This window comes from Cryobacterium sandaracinum, assembly GCF_004403415.1.
In the GTDB taxonomy this organism is placed as follows: domain Bacteria; phylum Actinomycetota; class Actinomycetes; order Actinomycetales; family Microbacteriaceae; genus Cryobacterium; species Cryobacterium sandaracinum.
This window is the reverse complement of sequence record NZ_SOGO01000014.1, coordinates 64,388-80,239: the sequence shown is the minus strand read 5'-3', so window position 1 is coordinate 80,239 and position 15,852 is coordinate 64,388. Positions and strand designations below refer to the sequence as shown.

The 15,852-nt window shown below is 62.0% G+C and carries 14 protein-coding genes; 11 read left to right on the top strand and 3 right to left on the bottom strand.

The genetic code is table 11. The annotated features are described in order from the left end of the window. Positions 1-427 (bottom strand): PHP domain-containing protein (locus E3T25_RS04640; protein ID WP_134372551.1); only part of this gene is annotated, 427 nt, incomplete at its 3' end. A gap of 475 nt (positions 428-902) precedes the next feature. Between E3T25_RS04640 and E3T25_RS04635 the strand changes: the two genes are divergently transcribed. Genes E3T25_RS04635 through E3T25_RS04625 form a run of 3 tightly spaced genes read left to right on the top strand, consistent with a single transcriptional unit; the run spans position 903 to position 1,950 of the window. After that, positions 903-1,166, top strand: a complete 264-nt coding sequence (locus tag E3T25_RS04635) for a hypothetical protein (RefSeq protein WP_134372548.1) — start codon at positions 903-905, stop codon at positions 1,164-1,166. A 12-nt stretch (positions 1,167-1,178) separates the two neighbouring features. Further along, positions 1,179-1,715 carry an LPD29 domain-containing protein gene (locus tag E3T25_RS04630; protein WP_134372545.1) on the top strand — a complete coding sequence of 179 codons (537 nt, stop codon included), beginning with the start codon at positions 1,179-1,181 and terminating at the stop codon, positions 1,713-1,715. A gap of 16 nt (positions 1,716-1,731) precedes the next feature. Further along, positions 1,732-1,950 (top strand): hypothetical protein, encoded by a 219-nt coding sequence (locus E3T25_RS04625; RefSeq protein ID WP_134372542.1) that lies wholly within the window; start codon positions 1,732-1,734, stop codon positions 1,948-1,950. Positions 1,951-2,253: 303 nt separating this feature from the next. Here E3T25_RS04625 and E3T25_RS04620 read toward each other — a convergent pair whose 3' ends face one another. Next, the gene (locus E3T25_RS04620; RefSeq protein ID WP_134372539.1) at positions 2,254-2,580 is read right to left on the bottom strand and encodes a hypothetical protein; all 327 of its coding nucleotides are present in this window, start codon (positions 2,578-2,580) and stop codon (positions 2,254-2,256) included. Between the two features lie 298 nt (positions 2,581-2,878). Here E3T25_RS04620 and mobF point away from each other — a divergent pair, with 298 nt between their 5' ends. Beyond that, on the top strand, positions 2,879-6,691 hold the full coding sequence (gene mobF / locus E3T25_RS04615) for a MobF family relaxase (RefSeq protein ID WP_134372536.1): 3,813 nt from the start codon (positions 2,879-2,881) through the stop codon (positions 6,689-6,691). 165 nt (positions 6,692-6,856) lie between these two features. On the opposite strand, the gene E3T25_RS04610 is transcribed toward mobF, so the two are convergent. Then, a complete protein-coding gene (locus E3T25_RS04610; RefSeq protein WP_198411508.1) occupies positions 6,857-7,384 on the bottom strand; it encodes a glycerol-3-phosphate responsive antiterminator in 528 nt (175 codons plus the stop codon). Between the two features lie 453 nt (positions 7,385-7,837). Here E3T25_RS04610 and E3T25_RS16990 point away from each other — a divergent pair, with 453 nt between their 5' ends. The 7 genes from E3T25_RS16990 to E3T25_RS04580 all read left to right on the top strand — a co-directional run bounded on the left by E3T25_RS16990 (position 7,838) and on the right by E3T25_RS04580 (position 15,829). After that, complete coding sequence (locus E3T25_RS16990) at positions 7,838-9,337, top strand: FAD-binding oxidoreductase (protein WP_241980623.1); 1,500 nt, start codon at positions 7,838-7,840, stop codon at positions 9,335-9,337. Positions 9,338-9,394: 57 nt separating this feature from the next. Then, complete coding sequence (locus E3T25_RS16985; protein WP_134402017.1) at positions 9,395-10,183, top strand: SDR family oxidoreductase; 789 nt, start codon at positions 9,395-9,397, stop codon at positions 10,181-10,183. A 28-nt stretch (positions 10,184-10,211) separates the two neighbouring features. Then, on the top strand, positions 10,212-11,669 hold the full coding sequence (locus tag E3T25_RS04600) for an FGGY-family carbohydrate kinase (protein WP_134372533.1): 1,458 nt from the start codon (positions 10,212-10,214) through the stop codon (positions 11,667-11,669). After that, positions 11,662-12,993: an MFS transporter gene (locus E3T25_RS04595; protein WP_134372530.1), complete on the top strand. Its 1,332-nt coding sequence runs from the start codon at positions 11,662-11,664 to the stop codon at positions 12,991-12,993. Before E3T25_RS04600 ends, E3T25_RS04595 begins: the two co-directional genes overlap by 8 nt. Positions 12,994-13,540: 547 nt before the next feature. After that, the gene (locus E3T25_RS04590; protein WP_134372527.1) at positions 13,541-13,924 is read left to right on the top strand and encodes a hypothetical protein; all 384 of its coding nucleotides are present in this window, start codon (positions 13,541-13,543) and stop codon (positions 13,922-13,924) included. A 64-nt stretch (positions 13,925-13,988) separates the two neighbouring features. After that, positions 13,989-15,038 (top strand): PDDEXK nuclease domain-containing protein, encoded by a 1,050-nt coding sequence (locus tag E3T25_RS04585; RefSeq protein ID WP_134372524.1) that lies wholly within the window; start codon positions 13,989-13,991, stop codon positions 15,036-15,038. Between the two features lie 203 nt (positions 15,039-15,241). Continuing rightward, positions 15,242-15,829 (top strand): GNAT family N-acetyltransferase, encoded by a 588-nt coding sequence (locus E3T25_RS04580; protein WP_166785943.1) that lies wholly within the window; start codon positions 15,242-15,244, stop codon positions 15,827-15,829. Positions 15,830-15,852: the final 23 nt, after the last annotated feature.

Below are 15,852 nucleotides of genomic sequence, written 5' to 3'. Positions count from 1 at the left end.
GTTCCACGGCGAGCCCCACATCAGAAAGTGGCCCGAGGAGGATGGTTAGGGTGCGTCCCTCCGCCCAGGTGGCGAGCCGGCGCCGGTCGATGCTCGGCACCCGGCCTGCTTCGTGGGCGGAGCTCACGGCCCGGCAGAGCGCGGCGTACCCGCGGCCGTCCCCGCCGTGAGCGAGCAGGGTCACCCGGCCGAGCGGCCGGTGTTCATCATCGTGGACGGCCAGGTCCGCGCCGAGGCCCGGCCGGATCCCGGCGGCCGCGCACGCCCGCACGTGCTTGACCGCCCCGTACAGCCCGTCCCGGTCGGTCAGGGCGAGGAAGTCAGCGCCGGCGGCCGCCGCCTGGTCGACGAGGACCTCGGGCATGGTCACGCCGTAGTGCGGCGAGTATGCGGAGGCGACGTGGAGGTGCGGGAAGCTCTGTCGCATCCGTACCTCCAACCCCTGCTATCGAACGTTTATTCGATATGGGGAGTGTAGGTCGGGGCTCTGACACTGACAAGGCCTTCCCACGACAGGCGGAGGTTCTGGACGCGTCATCTACGTCGCCTGCGCCGATACCGAAGAGGTTGAGGTGATCAGCGGACACCGACGCGGTGACGACACGGACTCTGCACGGCGGCGTCGCTGGTTCGAAGCGTCTGGTGCTAAAACGCAGATGAACGAGAGTCCAGGTGCCCGACGGTGCAGGTCGGCGCACGTCAACTTTGTTGCTTTTCGTCTGGGGCATTGTTCACTGCGTGCTGTCGGCGTCAAGCCGTCGTCACAGTTTCAGCAAAAACTTCTTCCCCCGCTGCGCTCCTCCATAACTTTTGGCCTGCAACCGTTCCTTGGGGCTTGACCCCGACAGCACTCCATGAGGGCGGAAAACCGCCGAAAGGCAAAAAAATTTGGAGGAGAGAAAATGCTTGAACAGACACAGACCCCCGCGCACACGATTACTGCCGCTGACGTCGAGTGGAAGATCTTTCACCTCACCAGCTCGATCCGCGGGCGCGAACGCACCCTGCATTGGGACGGATACGCCACGCCCCACACACCCGAGCACCCCGCGGTCACGGCCGCGCGCACCGCCGACCAGCTCGCCCGGATCGCCGACCTCCGGACCCGGCTTGCCCTGTGGGAAGCCATCCAGGCCGAGCAGGCCACCACCGCACCGAGTAACTGAGGAGAAGAGCACATGACGGATTACATCAGCACCAAGGACACCGCCAAGTTGGTTCGGGTGGCGTTGAAGAACGCGTTTCCCGGCGTGAAGTTCAGCGTCCGGATGAGCACGGGCACCGCGTCCGCGTGGATGAACGTGTCGTGGAGCGACGGACCCACAGTCCAGGAGGTAAGCGCAGTGACCAGCCAGTACGAGGGCCGCAAGTTCAACGGCATGACCGACGGGTACGACGACCAAGGGTCCGCGCTCGTCGCGTTCGATGGTGAGGACATGCCCCGGGTCGTGCGGTACTCCTGCGACGGGATCAACACCCACCGCGACTACACGGCCGCCGGATACCGGGTCGCGCAGCACCTCATCAGCACCGACAGCGACCACAAAGACCTCGTCGTATTCACCCCCGAGGGCGAACCCATCAACGATGCCGCCGTGCCCCACGGGATCTACGTCGCCGGGCACTTCCACGATTACATCTACAGCTCCGTGCACATCGCCCAGGTCATCCTGCACCGCGTCAACCTCTGCACCGTCACCGCTCCCACCCGATAGACCAGGAGAAGCAGCAATGAACACAAGCGGCATTGACACCGCCGCAGCCAAGCAATTCGTCGACGTGTTCACGGCCGCAGACTTCGCGGGCGACGTGGGCCCACGGATGAGCTGCACCGAAGTCGACGCCCTCGCCGGGATGCTCCGCGCCGTCGGAGCCGACACCGCCGCCGACACCTGGGTATCCGGCCACGCCGAAGAAGACCAAGAAGGAGACAACCTCCACCAAGCCTGATCAACCAAACGCCCCCCCTTGACGACGATCAGAGGGGGCGTTTGGACAACCCAGCAACACACCACCCGGAGCAGGAGCCGACGACGGTATCGGCCGATTCTGAACAGAGGACGACCCCGGTTGTAGCGGCGCCGTCCCGGAACCTGGCAACGATGAGGCATCGGGCGAACTCTCCGCGCACACCAGTTGGGCAGACCGCTCAGCATCCTCCGGTGAGACTCTGGCGGGACCGACAGGACCTATCCATCCCAGCGAAGAGAACCAAACCAGTAGGTCACCGGTCTCGTCGAGAGCTCAATGGCTTCAGAGCGCAGGAGCCTTCTTGACGTCGCGCAGCGCCAGACCGAGGCGGCCCGCTACTTCTGCCTTGGGGGTTCCGAGTTCGAGCATGGAGGCGATGACGGCCGCCGCGGACGTGCGGGCGGCCGTGCTCTGCTGCGCTGCTCGATCCTGAATGGCTGCGATCTCCGCCTGTGCTGTTGCGTGGATCTCGTCGAGGGAGTCCGTGGCGACGAAGTAGTCGGTGGCGAGCTGCTCGAGCTTGTCTTCTTTCGCGCGGAACTCTGCAGCCTTCTCGCGTGCGCGAGAGCGGGCGGCAGTCTGCTTTGCAGACTTACGTACATCGGCCATGGGTGTACCCCTTTCGTGGGTGAAGCATCAATTTACGGGAGTCCAGCGCGCATGATCGCCCGCCACAGCCAATGCAGGAGAGGGTACCTGCTTTCGTCCGAAGGTGCGCGTTCCGTTGCGCGTTCTGAACTGCCTGCTGCGTCATATCGATAGGCCCTATCCGCAGACACCCGCCAACCTCAGCCTCAACTTCCAACCATCTCAATCTTCGATCGTGACCACCCTGTATCCTCATTCTTCGTACAAGAATTTGTCATACCTCTGGCATTAGTAATGAACGAGGTAAAGTGAGCGGGTGATGACTATGCATATCCTCTCTGCGGGAGACGGGTATGTGTACTACACCAACGAGGTCGCGACTGGTGATGCGAAGCGTGAGAGCGGCCGTGAGCTGGGCGATTACTACACCGAGGATGGCAACCCTCCCGGTGTCTGGGTCGGCGGGGGACTGGCCGCACTCGGCGTCTCCGGGGTCGTCACGGAGGAGCAGATGAAGGCCCTCTACGGTGAGGGTTTGCACCCCAATGCCGAACGAATCATTGCTGACGCGCAGGCGCAGGGCAAGACCGTGGGTGAGGCCACGAAGGCTGCCAAGCTCGGCCGCTCGTACTACGGGTACAGCACTGACGGCACGGACCTGTCCGCGAAGATCGCCGCCGGCTACACCGACTTCACCAAGCTGAACGGGCACGAACCGAACGTCGCCGACCGGCGTGCAATCCGCACACGTGAAGGTGACCTGGCATTCCGCGACGCGAAGGGCCGGCCGCCCGTGGACAAGGACGAACTCGGCCGGTTCATCACGGCGGCGACGCGTCCGACGCAGCAGGCTGTCGCTGGATTCGACCTGGTCTTCTCGCCCGCGAAGAGCGTGTCCGTGCTCTGGGGCCTCGGCGACGAGGACACCCGGAAGACGATCGAGGATGCCCAAGCGGTCGCGATCCTGGACACGGTGTCGTACCTCGAGCGGGAAGCGATCGCGACCCGCGCGGGCACGAACGGGGTCGCGCAGATCGACGTCGAGGGTGGGCTCGTGGCGACGCGGTTCCGTCACTACGATTCTCGGAATGGTGACCCGCAGTTGCACGATCACCTGGTCGTGGCGAACAAGGTCAAGGGTGTCGATGGGAAATGGCGCACAATCGATTCCAAGCTCCTCCACCGTCAGGGTGTGGCCGCGTCCGAGTTCTACAACCAGCGCGTCATGGACGAAGTCACCACCCGCCTTGGCCTGTCCACGGAGCTGCGGGAAGTCACCCCGGGCAAGCGCCCCGTGGTCGAGATCGCCGGAATAGACGAGCGCCTCACCGGGGTATTCTCGACCCGGTCCGCGGACATCAAGAAGGTCGTCAGCCAGCTCGAGAAGGACTACCGGGCCACCCACGGGCGCAGCCCGGACGCGGTCGCCCGGATCAAGCTCGCCCAGCAGGCCACCCTCGAGACCCGCCCCGCGAAAGCCCACGCCCGATCCCTCGCCGGACTCCGCACCGAGTGGGCCACGAAGGCCGCCGAACGCGTCGGCACCGCCACCGTAACCAACCTCCTGAAGGATGCCCGCGCCGCGGCGCCGGCCACGAGTGGCAGGCCGGGGGAGTGGCGGGTGGTGGATGTGGACCGGGGTGCACGTGAGGTTGTGGCGACGGTGTCGGAGCATCACGCGGTCTGGGGTCCGCACATGATCGAGGCCGAAGCCCGCCGCTGGGTCCAGAAAGAAACCAGCCTCGGCCCCGTGCCCGAAGAAACGGTGGAACTGATCACGCGGCGTGCGCTGGACACGGACTCGATCGCCGTGACCCCGCCCGCCCCGCACGGTTCCTTCGAGCCCCTGACTCGCCGGGACGGGTCGAGCATCTACGAGCACAAGGGCCGCATGCTCTTCACCTCCACCGGCCTCCTCACCGCCGAAGACACGTTGTTGGCCGCCGGCCGCACCCGCACGATCGCCCCCATCACGGTGGCCGAGTTCGACCGCACCGCCGCCCGCCACACCGGACCCTTGGATGCAGGGCAGCGGGCCCTGGCACGCGAGTTCACAACCTCCGGCACGCTCCTCGTCGTCGCGACCGGCCCCGCCGGCGCCGGAAAAACGACCGCCCTCGCGTTGGCCGCCCGCGCCATAGAGGAAGCCGGCGGCCGCCTGATCGGGTTGGCACCGTCAGCGACGGCGGCCGCCGTGTTCCGCGACGCCGTCGAAGTCCCGGCGGCCACGATCCACTCCTTCGTCCGCGCCTACGACACCCACGGGGACGCCACCCCCGACAGCCGCCACCCAGAAGAGTTGAAGCTGCGGGCGGGGGACATCATCGTCGTCGACGAGGCCGGCATGGCCGGCACCCTCAACCTCGCCACAGTCACCAGCATTGCCGAGCGTCACGGCGCGCACGTGCGCCTCATCGGTGACGACCGTCAGCTCGCCGCCGTCGAGTCCGGCGGGGCGCTGCGCCTGCTGGAACGCGAAGTCGGCTCCGTCAAGCTCGAGGAGATCCACCGGTTCACATCCCCGGCCGAGGCCGAAGCAACCCGGCAACTGCGGGACCCAGCCACGGTGGGGGACCCGTTCCGCTGGTACGTGGACAACGACCGGGTCACCGCAGGCAGCATCGACCGGATGACCGACCACGTCTTCGCCGCCTGGCAGCACGACGACGAAGCCGGCAAGAACGCCGTCATGCTCGCCCAACAAAACGTCACCGTCACCGACCTCAACACCCGCGCCCAGGCCTACCGGATGGCCTCCGGCCTCGTCTCCGGGAAGAAGTCCTCGCAGCTGCGCGACGGACTCGCCGCGTACCAGGGGGACCGGATCGTCACCCGCCTGAACGACGCCACCCTCCGCACCGGGCGCGGCACCGACCGGGTCAAAAACGGTGACGTGTGGACGGTGGGGAAGGTGCACGCCGACGGGGCGTTGACTGTCACCCATGCCGGGCACGGCGGCCGCATCACCCTCCCCGCCGAGTACGTGCAGAACAACGTCGAGCTCGGCTACGCGTCCACCATTCACCGGGCCCAGGGTATGACCGCGGACACCGCCCACGTCCTCGCCGACTCCTCCACCTCCCGCGAACTCGTCTACGTCGGTTTGACCCGCGGCAAGGAAGCGAACCATCTCTACGTCGAGACCGAAGACGCCCAACCCATGAGTGATGTCCTGGCCACCATTGCCGGCCACAGCGAAGGGATGCTCTCCGCCACCGAAACCATCCGCGCCGAACAAGCCCGCGTCGATGACCTAGTCACCCTCATCGACCAATACGGCGACGTCGCCGAACGCGCCAACACCGTCCGCTTCACCCAACTCGCGGGCCACACCCTCGACGAGACCGACGCGCAGAACCTCACCGGCTCGGAGAGTTGGGGTGCCGTCACCGCCGCCCTCACCCGCGCTGAAACCCAGGGCTTTGACCCGGCCAGTGTGTTGCGGGAATCGTGGAACGAACGAGAACGCGGCACCGCCGACGACGTCGGCGCCGTCCTCTCCCACCGGATGGAACGCCGCCTCAAAACAGCCCCCACCGACCAGATGCCAGTGTCAGCAGCCGGACGGCCGGCGGTGCCGGCGTGGATCGCCGATCGGCGGGTGCTCGACGCCGCCGGCACCGCCACCGCATGGCGGGACCACCTGGCCGAACGGTACGAGTACCTCGCTGTGCGCCTCGAGGAACGCGGCACGGCGATCGCCACCGAACAGCCCGAGTGGGCGCAGCAGCTTGGCGACGTCCCGGCCGAGGGCGCCAGGCGCGGGGAGTGGGTGCGCCTCGCCGCAGAAGTCGACGTGTTCCGCGACCGGTACAAGGTCGAGCCCACCCAGACGCAGGCGATCCCTGAGGTGTACCGTGAGCGCACGGTTGGTGCCGAACTCGCGGCACGCGTAGCTACCCTGCAGAAGAAGCAGGCTCAGCCCACCGCGCCGAGCGCGCCCGAGGCGGACCGGCAGAAGCCAGCCACCGCGCTCGATGCGATGCGCGCCGCGAACCGGGCCACGGCCGCGCGGCAGCGGGAAGCTCAGCGCACCGCCGGCCTCACGGTGAAGGCACGCCAAGCCACCCGCGGCGAGCAGGAGGGACACGCCGACGACCCTCGGACCCGCGATGACGGCCGCGAGCGGTAGAACACACCCCAGCCGTCGCGCCGAATGGGAAAGCGTTGCGAACGACACGTGAGGCGCAATCTATGACACTCGGGAACTGTCATTCAGGATGAGAAGTCTCGCGGCAGATTTCCAGACGTGTGTTGGCTGTCTTGGCCATCAACGGACGCAATGTGGCACCGAGTATTACATCAGCCACACGCCTCGATTGGATGAGGCAATGGCGGTGGCGCCTGCACCCAACGCTCCCATCACGTCATCCTTATCACAGACCAATCCGCCCGCGATCAGCGGAAGCTCGGTCTCGTCACGCACCCATGAGATCACTCGGGGCATGCAGCCGGGCAAGATCATAATTGCATCCGGTTCGGAGATCTTCACCTGCTTGGCTACGTTGTTGTAGCTGAACGAATCGACCAGGAACAGTCGATGTATCGCTAGGAGACCGGCGGTCTTTGCCGCTTTCACCATGATGGATTTTGAACTCAGGACTCCGTCAGCTTGTGTGTGCGCTTTCAGAAAATCGATGGTGACTGGCTTGCTAGAAAAGCCATCAAGCAAGTCCACATCAACGAAGACCATTTTTCCCGCGCTCTTCAAGGACGCCACGATGCTGTGAATTGTCATCACGGACCCAAAAAGCACGAATACAACGGGACAAGGGGCGCGTAGGACCGACCTCAATCCGTCTTCGTCCTTGATGCTTGCGATCACGGGGTGAAGTGATAGAACTTGGTCTATCAGGGACGATCCGTCGGCCAAGCGATGATCTCTAGCGGGTGATGCTTGCACGATTTCATCCCTTGTTGAAGACCCGCCATAGCAAGATCACCCACGTGGCGAGATCACCCATCGGACGCACCTGATTTGACCACAGTGCCCCATAGTATGCCCGATTAATCGGCTAAATATGATGCCGACCGGTGGAAGGCGGTGGCGCCACTTTTCAGGCCCGTGCGCTGCAAGACTCCAGTTGCACGATCGTCACCGGGCCTGCAGAGGGTTCTTGTTCGAGACAGAATTGTCCGTGCTAGTCTTTCCAAAACTTCATAACTTAACACTCGTTCCAGGCCTAGCCCGGGACTGTTGCTTAAAACCTAGAGAACAGCGACCCCCTCATGCGAGGGGATCGCTGTTCTTTTTTTGTATCCCCGAAGAGGTGGAACTTTGCTCGACACCAGCAAACAGGAACAACCAGAACGAATGGAATCGGTCGCATTGATGAGTCTTACCCGTGAACAAATTGTTAGTGCCTACGTTGACATCCTCGGCAGCGAGCGAGTGATAACCGACGAGCAGACGCTGAAGGACAACAGTTCGGACCGGTACTACAAGGTAGAGAACATCTTCGGCATCTACGCCCTGCCACTCCCCGCAGCGGTGGTGAAGCCTGGTACCCCGCTCGAGGTGGCGCAGGTTCTGAAGTTCGCGAACGAAAATGGAATCAACGTTGTGCCGAAGACCGGTGGCTCCGCAACCGAGGGCGGTCTTGAGACGGTCGTCGAAAATTCGGTCGTTGTGGATGGTTCGGGCATGAACCAGATTCTCACCATCGACACCACCAACATGCTCGCCACCGTCCAATGTGGTGTCTGTCTCGAAGACCTCGAAAACGAGCTTCGCGAGATCGGATACACCACAGGGCATTCGCCACAGTCCAAGCCACTGGCACAGTATGGAGGGTTGGTCGCAACCCGCTCGATCGGGCAATTTTCCACTCTCTACGGCGGAATCGAAGACATGCTCGTTGGTGTCGAAACGGTCTTCCCGAACGGCGAAATCTGCCGCATCAAGAACGTGCCCCGTCGAGCGGCTGGGCCCGACATCCGCCACCTTGTGATTGGCAACGAGGGGGCGCTCAACTTCATCACCGAAGTGACCGTCAAGATTTTCCGTTACTACCCGGAGAACAACAAGTTCTACGGCTACCTGCTGAACGATATGAAGACCGGCCTCGAGATTCTTCGGGAGGTCATCACTCAGGGCTACCGTCCGTCCGTTGCGCGACTCTACGACAAAGAAGATGGGCTGTACCACTTCAAGCACTTCTCGGACGGTCGCTGCGTACTCATCTTCGTTGCCGAAGGACCCAAGCCCCTCGCTGACGCAACGGGAGCCGCCATCGAAGAGATCGTCTCCACCTTCGGTTCCGCGGATCGAGTCGAAGACAAGCTCATTGAAGACTGGTTCGACAACCTCAACTGGGATGTCTCGAAGATCGAAGAAGAACGTGTTGAGATTCGCGAAACTCTGATCAATGGCTTTACCACGGAGATCTCGGGCAACTGGAGTGTCATTCATGACATCTATACCAATGCGCTTGCCCGCATCCGGAACGAGATCTCGGCGGAGTTCAGCCTGCTCGGTGGCCACTCCAGCCACAGCTATCTCAACGGAACCAATTTGTACTTCGTCTACTACTACAAGATTGACGTTGATCCCACAGAAGAACGCGCCACGTACCACGACCCGATCCAGAACATCATCGTCGAGGAGACCCTGAAACTGGGCGGTTCGATGTGCCACCACCACGGCGTCGGGAAGCACCGCACGCACTTCCTGGCCGAGGAATACGGCTCCTCGCTGTACATGCTTGAAACGCTCAAGGCCGCGTTCGACCCGAACGGGATCATGAACCGCGGAACCATCTTCCCGCTCAAGAAGTAACACTCCTCCTCCTGGCGCACCCGCATACCCATATCGAAAAAGAAATAGAGAAAACGCATGACTGACGTCAAAATTTCGGACTTCCAGATGGACTTCTTCTCCATCAAGGGCAAGAACGCCATCGTCACCGGCGGCAACACCGGACTCGGACAGGCATTCTCGCTCGCCCTGGCCAAGGCAGGCGCGAATGTGTTCGCCGTCAGCATCATGCCCGACGATGGGGAAACCGGGGCGCTGGTCGATGCGGCCGGCGCGAAGTACGCCTATCTGATGTCGGATATCACGGTCGAGGGAAACCCCAAGAGAGTCGTCGAGGCCTGCATCGAGGAATTCGGCAGCGTCGATATCCTTGTGAACTGCGCCGGTCGCAGCATCAATGAGCCCGATGTCACCAAATACACGCGTAAGCAGTGGGACCCGATGGTTGCGCTCAACCTCACTGCGGCCTTCGAGATGTCGCACGAATGCGCCAAGTACATGATCCCGCAGGGCAGCGGCAAGATCATCAACATCTGCTCGGTGTTTACCTTCCTCGGTGGCCAGTGGTCACCCGCGTACGCCGCTACTAAGCACGGCATCGCCGGATTCACCAAGGCGTACTGCGACGAGCTGGCGCAGTTCGGAATTCAGGTGAACGGCATCGCCCCCGGCTACTACGCCACCGAGCTCACGTCTGCAACCCGCGCCAACGCTGACACCAACCAGCGCGTTCTCGACCATATCCCGGCTAACCGGTGGGGTCAGACACAAGACCTCATGGGGGCAACAGTGTTCCTAGCAAGCCGCGCTTCCGACTACGTGAACGGGCACATCTTGAGCGTCGACGGGGGTTACCTGGTGCGCTAAGCGCCGGTAAATAACGATGAATCTCACAATGACAAAGAAGTACATTCTTGGGATCGACGGCGGCTCGCAAAGTTCGAAGGTTGTCATCTTTGACACCAAAGGACGAGTTGTGTGCGAGGCCAGCCAGGCCTTGGAGCCCCTTCACACACCCGAGCCGGGCGTTGTAGAACATCCACACGACGACCTCTACGACTCCATCGTTGCGGCTGCGTCCCGTGTGATGGAGGCGTTCCAAGGCGATCCAGCAGACATCATCGGGGTCGGCCTGTGCACCATTCGGTGTTGTCGAGCCTTGACCCGCGCGGACGGCACTCTCGTCGAGCCCGTCCAGAGCTGGATGGACCAACGCCTCGCCAAACCGTACGAAAAGACCAACGATGATGTCGTCTACGTTACGACGACGTCGGGCTACCTCATGGGGCGGCTCACCGGCCAGCTCACTGACACCGTCGCCAACTACATCGGTCCATGGCCAATGGACGTTGAGGCATGGGACTGGTTCAGTGACAAGGAAACTTTCGACTCCTACAACGTAAACCTGGACATGTTGTATCAGCTCCAAATGCCCGGCGACATCGGCGGCTACGTGAACGCACAGTTTGCGGCCATCACTGGAATCCCGCAGGGCCTCCCAGTGGTGCACACCGCAAACGACAAAGCCGCCGAAGCTCTCGGAGCCGGGCTCCGGGACGAGACGACGGGCCTGGTCTCCCTCGGCACGTACATCACGGGGATGATCGTCGGCAAAGAATACGTTGCTGAACCGAATACCTACTTCTCCAATTTTGCGTCAGAACCGCACCGGTACATCTATGAGTGCGGCGGTATTCGCCGCGGCATGTGGACCGTTTCGTGGCTCCGTAACCTGCTCGGTAAAGAGGTGATTGAGGCCGCAGCGGCGGCCGGAGTGAGCGGAGATGAATATCTCAACTCACTGGCGTCTACCGTTGCGGCGGGTAGCGACGGTCTAATGTGCGTCCTCGATTGGCTCGCGCCTCCCACGCAGCCTCACAAAAAGGGAATGTTCCTCGGATTCGATGAGCGTCACAGCTACGCCCATATGTACCGCGCCATCCTCGAAGGCATCGCCTTCACCATGAAGCAAAACATGGTGGACATGGAAGAAGAGCGACGCGCCAGCATCGGGACGCTCGTTGTGTCGGGAGGTGGTTCCTACAGCGACCTTTGCATGCAGATCTTTGCCGATGTTTTTGGCATTCCTGCGGTGCGTAATGAAGTGCGCAACGCCGCCGGCCTCGGCGCCGCCATCTGTGTCGCCGTGGCCTGCAGCGTGTACCCGACCTTCGATGACGCCTCAAGCCACATGGTGCATCGCGAGGACTGCTTCGCGCCCAACCCCCAAAACGTTGACCTCTACGCCCAACTACGTGCGGTTCACGCCGAAATTGCTGAGCAGAACGACGCCATCCTCCAACGCACACACCGCATCCTCCTCGATCACAAAGGAACATTTGTAGATGCCTAAGCCCGGTCAATCAAAGAAGATTTTCCAACTCGTCCTCCTAATTTTGGCGGGAGGTTCCATCTACCCGTTGGTCTACCTGCGACAGAACTTCGAAGCGACCATCCTCGAGGTCTTCGAGATGTCCAACGCCGAGTTGGCGACTCTCTACTCGATGCTCGGCATCATCTTCGTGGTTGGCTATCTCCCCAGCGGGTGGTTGGCTGACAAATTCTCAACGAAGTACATGATCACTTTCTCACTGACACTCACAGCGGCTGCGGGATTGTTTTACGCCCAAATCCCGGACAAGTCGACGTTGGTCTATATCTTCCTCGTCTGGGGCTTTGCCTCGGTGTTCACGTTCTGGAGCTCGCTGTTGAAAGCCGTGAATCTGCTCGCCGACAAGAACGAGGAAGGCAGATTCTTTGGAGCCCTTGATGGAGGGCGCGGAGTAGTTGAGGCGGCCCTGGCCACCGTGGCGGTTGCCATCTTCGCTGCGTTTGTTGGCGACGGCCCGTCAAATATCGCCCAGACTGAGGCAGGATTCCAGGCGGTCGTGTACATGTACTGTGCTGTCCTCATCGTGCTCGCTGTAGTCCTCTTCTTCGTGCTCTCAAGTGAAGAGAAAAAGATGGCCGGGACGACTAGTGACGAGTCGGTCGAATCGACCTTTGCTGCCGTCCGTCGAATCCTTAAAATCCGTGAAGTATGGGTTCTGATGTTCGCCCTATTCTGCGGATACACACTATTCTGGGCCTATTACTACTTCTCTGGATATCTGACCACCAACCACGCGGTGACTCCAGTTGCTGCCGGCGTAGTGACCGTCGTAGTGATGTGGATGCGCCCCATCGGTGGCTTCGGAGGCGGGTACCTCGCCGACAAACTCGGCAAGTCTCGAGTGCTGTCGGCGGCCATGTTGATTTCTGCGCTGGGGCTTATTGGTTTGGCAATTATGCCCGGTGGTTCGGCCATTGGCCTGGTGTACGTGCTGGTCGTGTTGGTAGGTCTGTTCGTGTACGTCATCCGCGGTGTCTACTGGTCTTTGCTTGAAGACTGCCGTGTTCCCGTGGCGGCGACCGGAATTGCGATTGGGCTCATCTCATTGGTCGGTTACCTTCCAGACATCTTCCTGCCACAGATCAGCGCGGCAATCTACACCGCCTATGGTGATGACGTGGCTGGCGCCAATAACCTCTACTTCCTGATCACTGCTGGCATCGGCCTGGTAGGTGCGGCTGCTGCAGCGTACTTTGCCATTTTGGTCAAGAGGCGCAAGGTCGCAGAGGCTGCACAAGCCGAGGCTGAGCAGGGCACTGTTCCGACTATCCCGGTTGGAACCTAAACCTCGATTCACCGATCAGTGCGGGGTGCGGGCCGGCCCCGGATATGCTGTCATCGCCCGGACCGTGCGCGGCCCTGACCTGATGCTTGGCCCGGGCCGAGCATCAGGTCAGGTCCTCCCACAGTGCTGACGCGGGGCAATCCCGTGTGGTTGATGGTGGGGGGTCTTGTCTCCAAACCAGGGGGCGGTGATGACCCTTACAGGGCCACGGCTAGAACTGAATTCCATGGCTAGCTATCTGGGCGGGCGGTGAGGGTCGCGGCGGAGTACCAGAGGGTCTGCCACCCGCCTTCATCGAACGCGTTGATCGCCGGGGTACTGGACGGGGAAAGTTGAGCCTGATGCCCCTCGTTTCTTAGAACGAGTACGCCGACGGTTGTCCTACATGGTGGGGGAGCAGGCTCAGGTGCTAGCGGGAGACCTATCTGCAGAATAAGCGCATAGATGCTGTTCTAACTGACATAATAACCATTATCGGTCATATCGGGTGGGATCTCGGGTGTGATATGAACTGTCATTGGGTTTGGTACGGCGCTAGGCTCTTTACATGTCACCGACCACTCCCGGACTGCGGGCATACGAGATTTCCATTCGTTCGGACGTTGCTGAACTTGTCGGCCAGCTGCGCGAGCTCCTGGGCGCCCAACTGGTCGCCTATCTGGGTTCCGTCACGGAAACCCGAGCCGTGCGACAGTGGGCCGAGGGTGTCCGGAAGCCGCCGGCCGAGGCCACGCGGCGGCTAAGGCTCGCGTACCAAGTCGCCGGGCTGCTCGCCGAGCGGGACCAGCCGCCTGTGGTTCAGGCCTGGTTCCAAGGGATGAACCCCCAGCTCGAGGACAGCGCGCCGGCGCGACTTCTCCGTGAAGGCAATCCAGACGAAGTTGGCCCACGAGTGCTGGCCGCTGCTCGCGCATTCGCCGCCGTCGGATAGACACGAAATTGCTGTGGCGATCGTGCGCGACGATCCCCGATCACACCCGGGAGACAATAGGGCCATGGCCCGTGATGATGTTGCTCTCCCCGCTGGATACCCCACATTCCTCGGAGACCTCAAACGGCGGGTCCACGATGCTCAGGTGCGGGCGCAACGGACGGTCAACACCCAGCTCATCGAGCTGTACTGGTCAATCGGCCGCTCCATCCTCTCTGAGCAGGAGAAGCAGGGCTGGGGCGCGGGGGTCATGGATCGTCTGGCGCATGACCTGCGCCTGGAATTCCCGCAGATGACCGGCCTCTCGCGCAGCAATCTGTTCTACATGAGGGCCTTCGCCGCCGCTTGGACTGAAGAGCTCCCAATTGTCCAGCAGCCTGTTGGACAATTGCCCTGGGGCCACATCATGGTCCTCCTCGACAAGCTCGACGACATCGACACCCGCGCCTGGTACGCCGCTGCAGCCGCAAAAAACGGCTGGTCCCGCAACGTTCTGCTCAACCAGATCAAGAACCGCACTCTCGAGCGAACCGGCGCCGCGCCATCGAACTTCAGCGCCGAGCTGGCACCGGCCGACTCCGACCTGGCCCGGCAGATCGCCAAAGACCCCTACGTGTTCGACTTCCTGGAACTGACCGAGGACGCAGCCGAACGCGACCTGGAACAAGCGCTCATGGACCGCATCGTCGACACCCTCCGAGAACTGGGCACAGGTTTCGCATTCGTGGGACGCCAGGTCCACTTCGATGTCGCAGGAGACGACTTCTATCTCGACCTGCTGTTCTTCCACATCGAGCAACTGCGGTACGTAGTCATCGAACTGAAAACAGGGAAATTCCAGCCCGAGCACGCCGGCAAGCTCAGCTTCTACGTCTCCCTCGTTGACGACAAACTCCGCCGGGAAGCCCATGCACCAACGGTGGGCATACTCATCTGCGGCGACCGAAACGACCACACCGTCCGTTACGCACTGGGCCGCTCCGGCTCCCCCATGGCCGTCTCCACCTACACCTACGACTCCCTGCCGCCCACCGAAAAGAATGCGCTCCCAGATGCCGACGAACTTACGTCGGCTCTTGGTTGGAACGAAGAAGAGCCGTCGCAACACGACTAATTCCGAAGCGACAACGAGTTCTCGGTCGTGCAGGTGTCGCATTTGACGGACGTGAGTGCGAACCCGGTGCGGGCGGGGCAAACGGGACAGCCGCTCTCCCCCACGCGCCACATCCCTTTCGTTGTGCGGGGATGTACGTTCAGGGTCCCTCATGCGGGGCGACCTCTCGCTCACTGTCGGTGCGATTGGCGATAATGAACTTGATGATGACTTTCGATCCGACGCCAGACGCTCGCCGACTTTCGCTTTCACCCCTGACTCCTGCTGATCTCGAATTGGTTTTTGAGGTCTACAGCGACCCTGATACGTGGCAGCACCTGCCCGTTGGGCGTCACAAGACGCGAGAGGAGTCCAGAACCATCGTCGATGCCTCCATGTCGAGCAGGCGAGATCACGAGATCGGTCAGTGGGCGGTCCGCGTCACCGATCAGGGAGCGGACGATGGGCTTGCTGCTGGCACTTTCATCGGTACGGGCGGAGTCAACATGACTCCCGCGCTCGTCTGGAACCTGGGGTACCGCCTCTCCCCCATGGCCTGGGGGCGAGGTTTTGCAACAGAAATCGCTCTTGCTGCAGTCGCTGCTGCCCGAATCCACAACGACTCGATTGCGATCACCGCGCGAGTGCTCTCCAACAACCCTGCCTCTGCGCGGGTGGCGGTCCGGGCCGGTCTGCGGAAGGTATGGGAAGGGCCATCAACAACAGGAGCCGCGGCCGGCATCTCTCGGGAAATCTTCTCTGATCTGGATCTCGGCGACGACGCCCTGCATTCGCTGATCGAGGCTGGTTGACGTTCGTTTCGGCGCGCAACGTG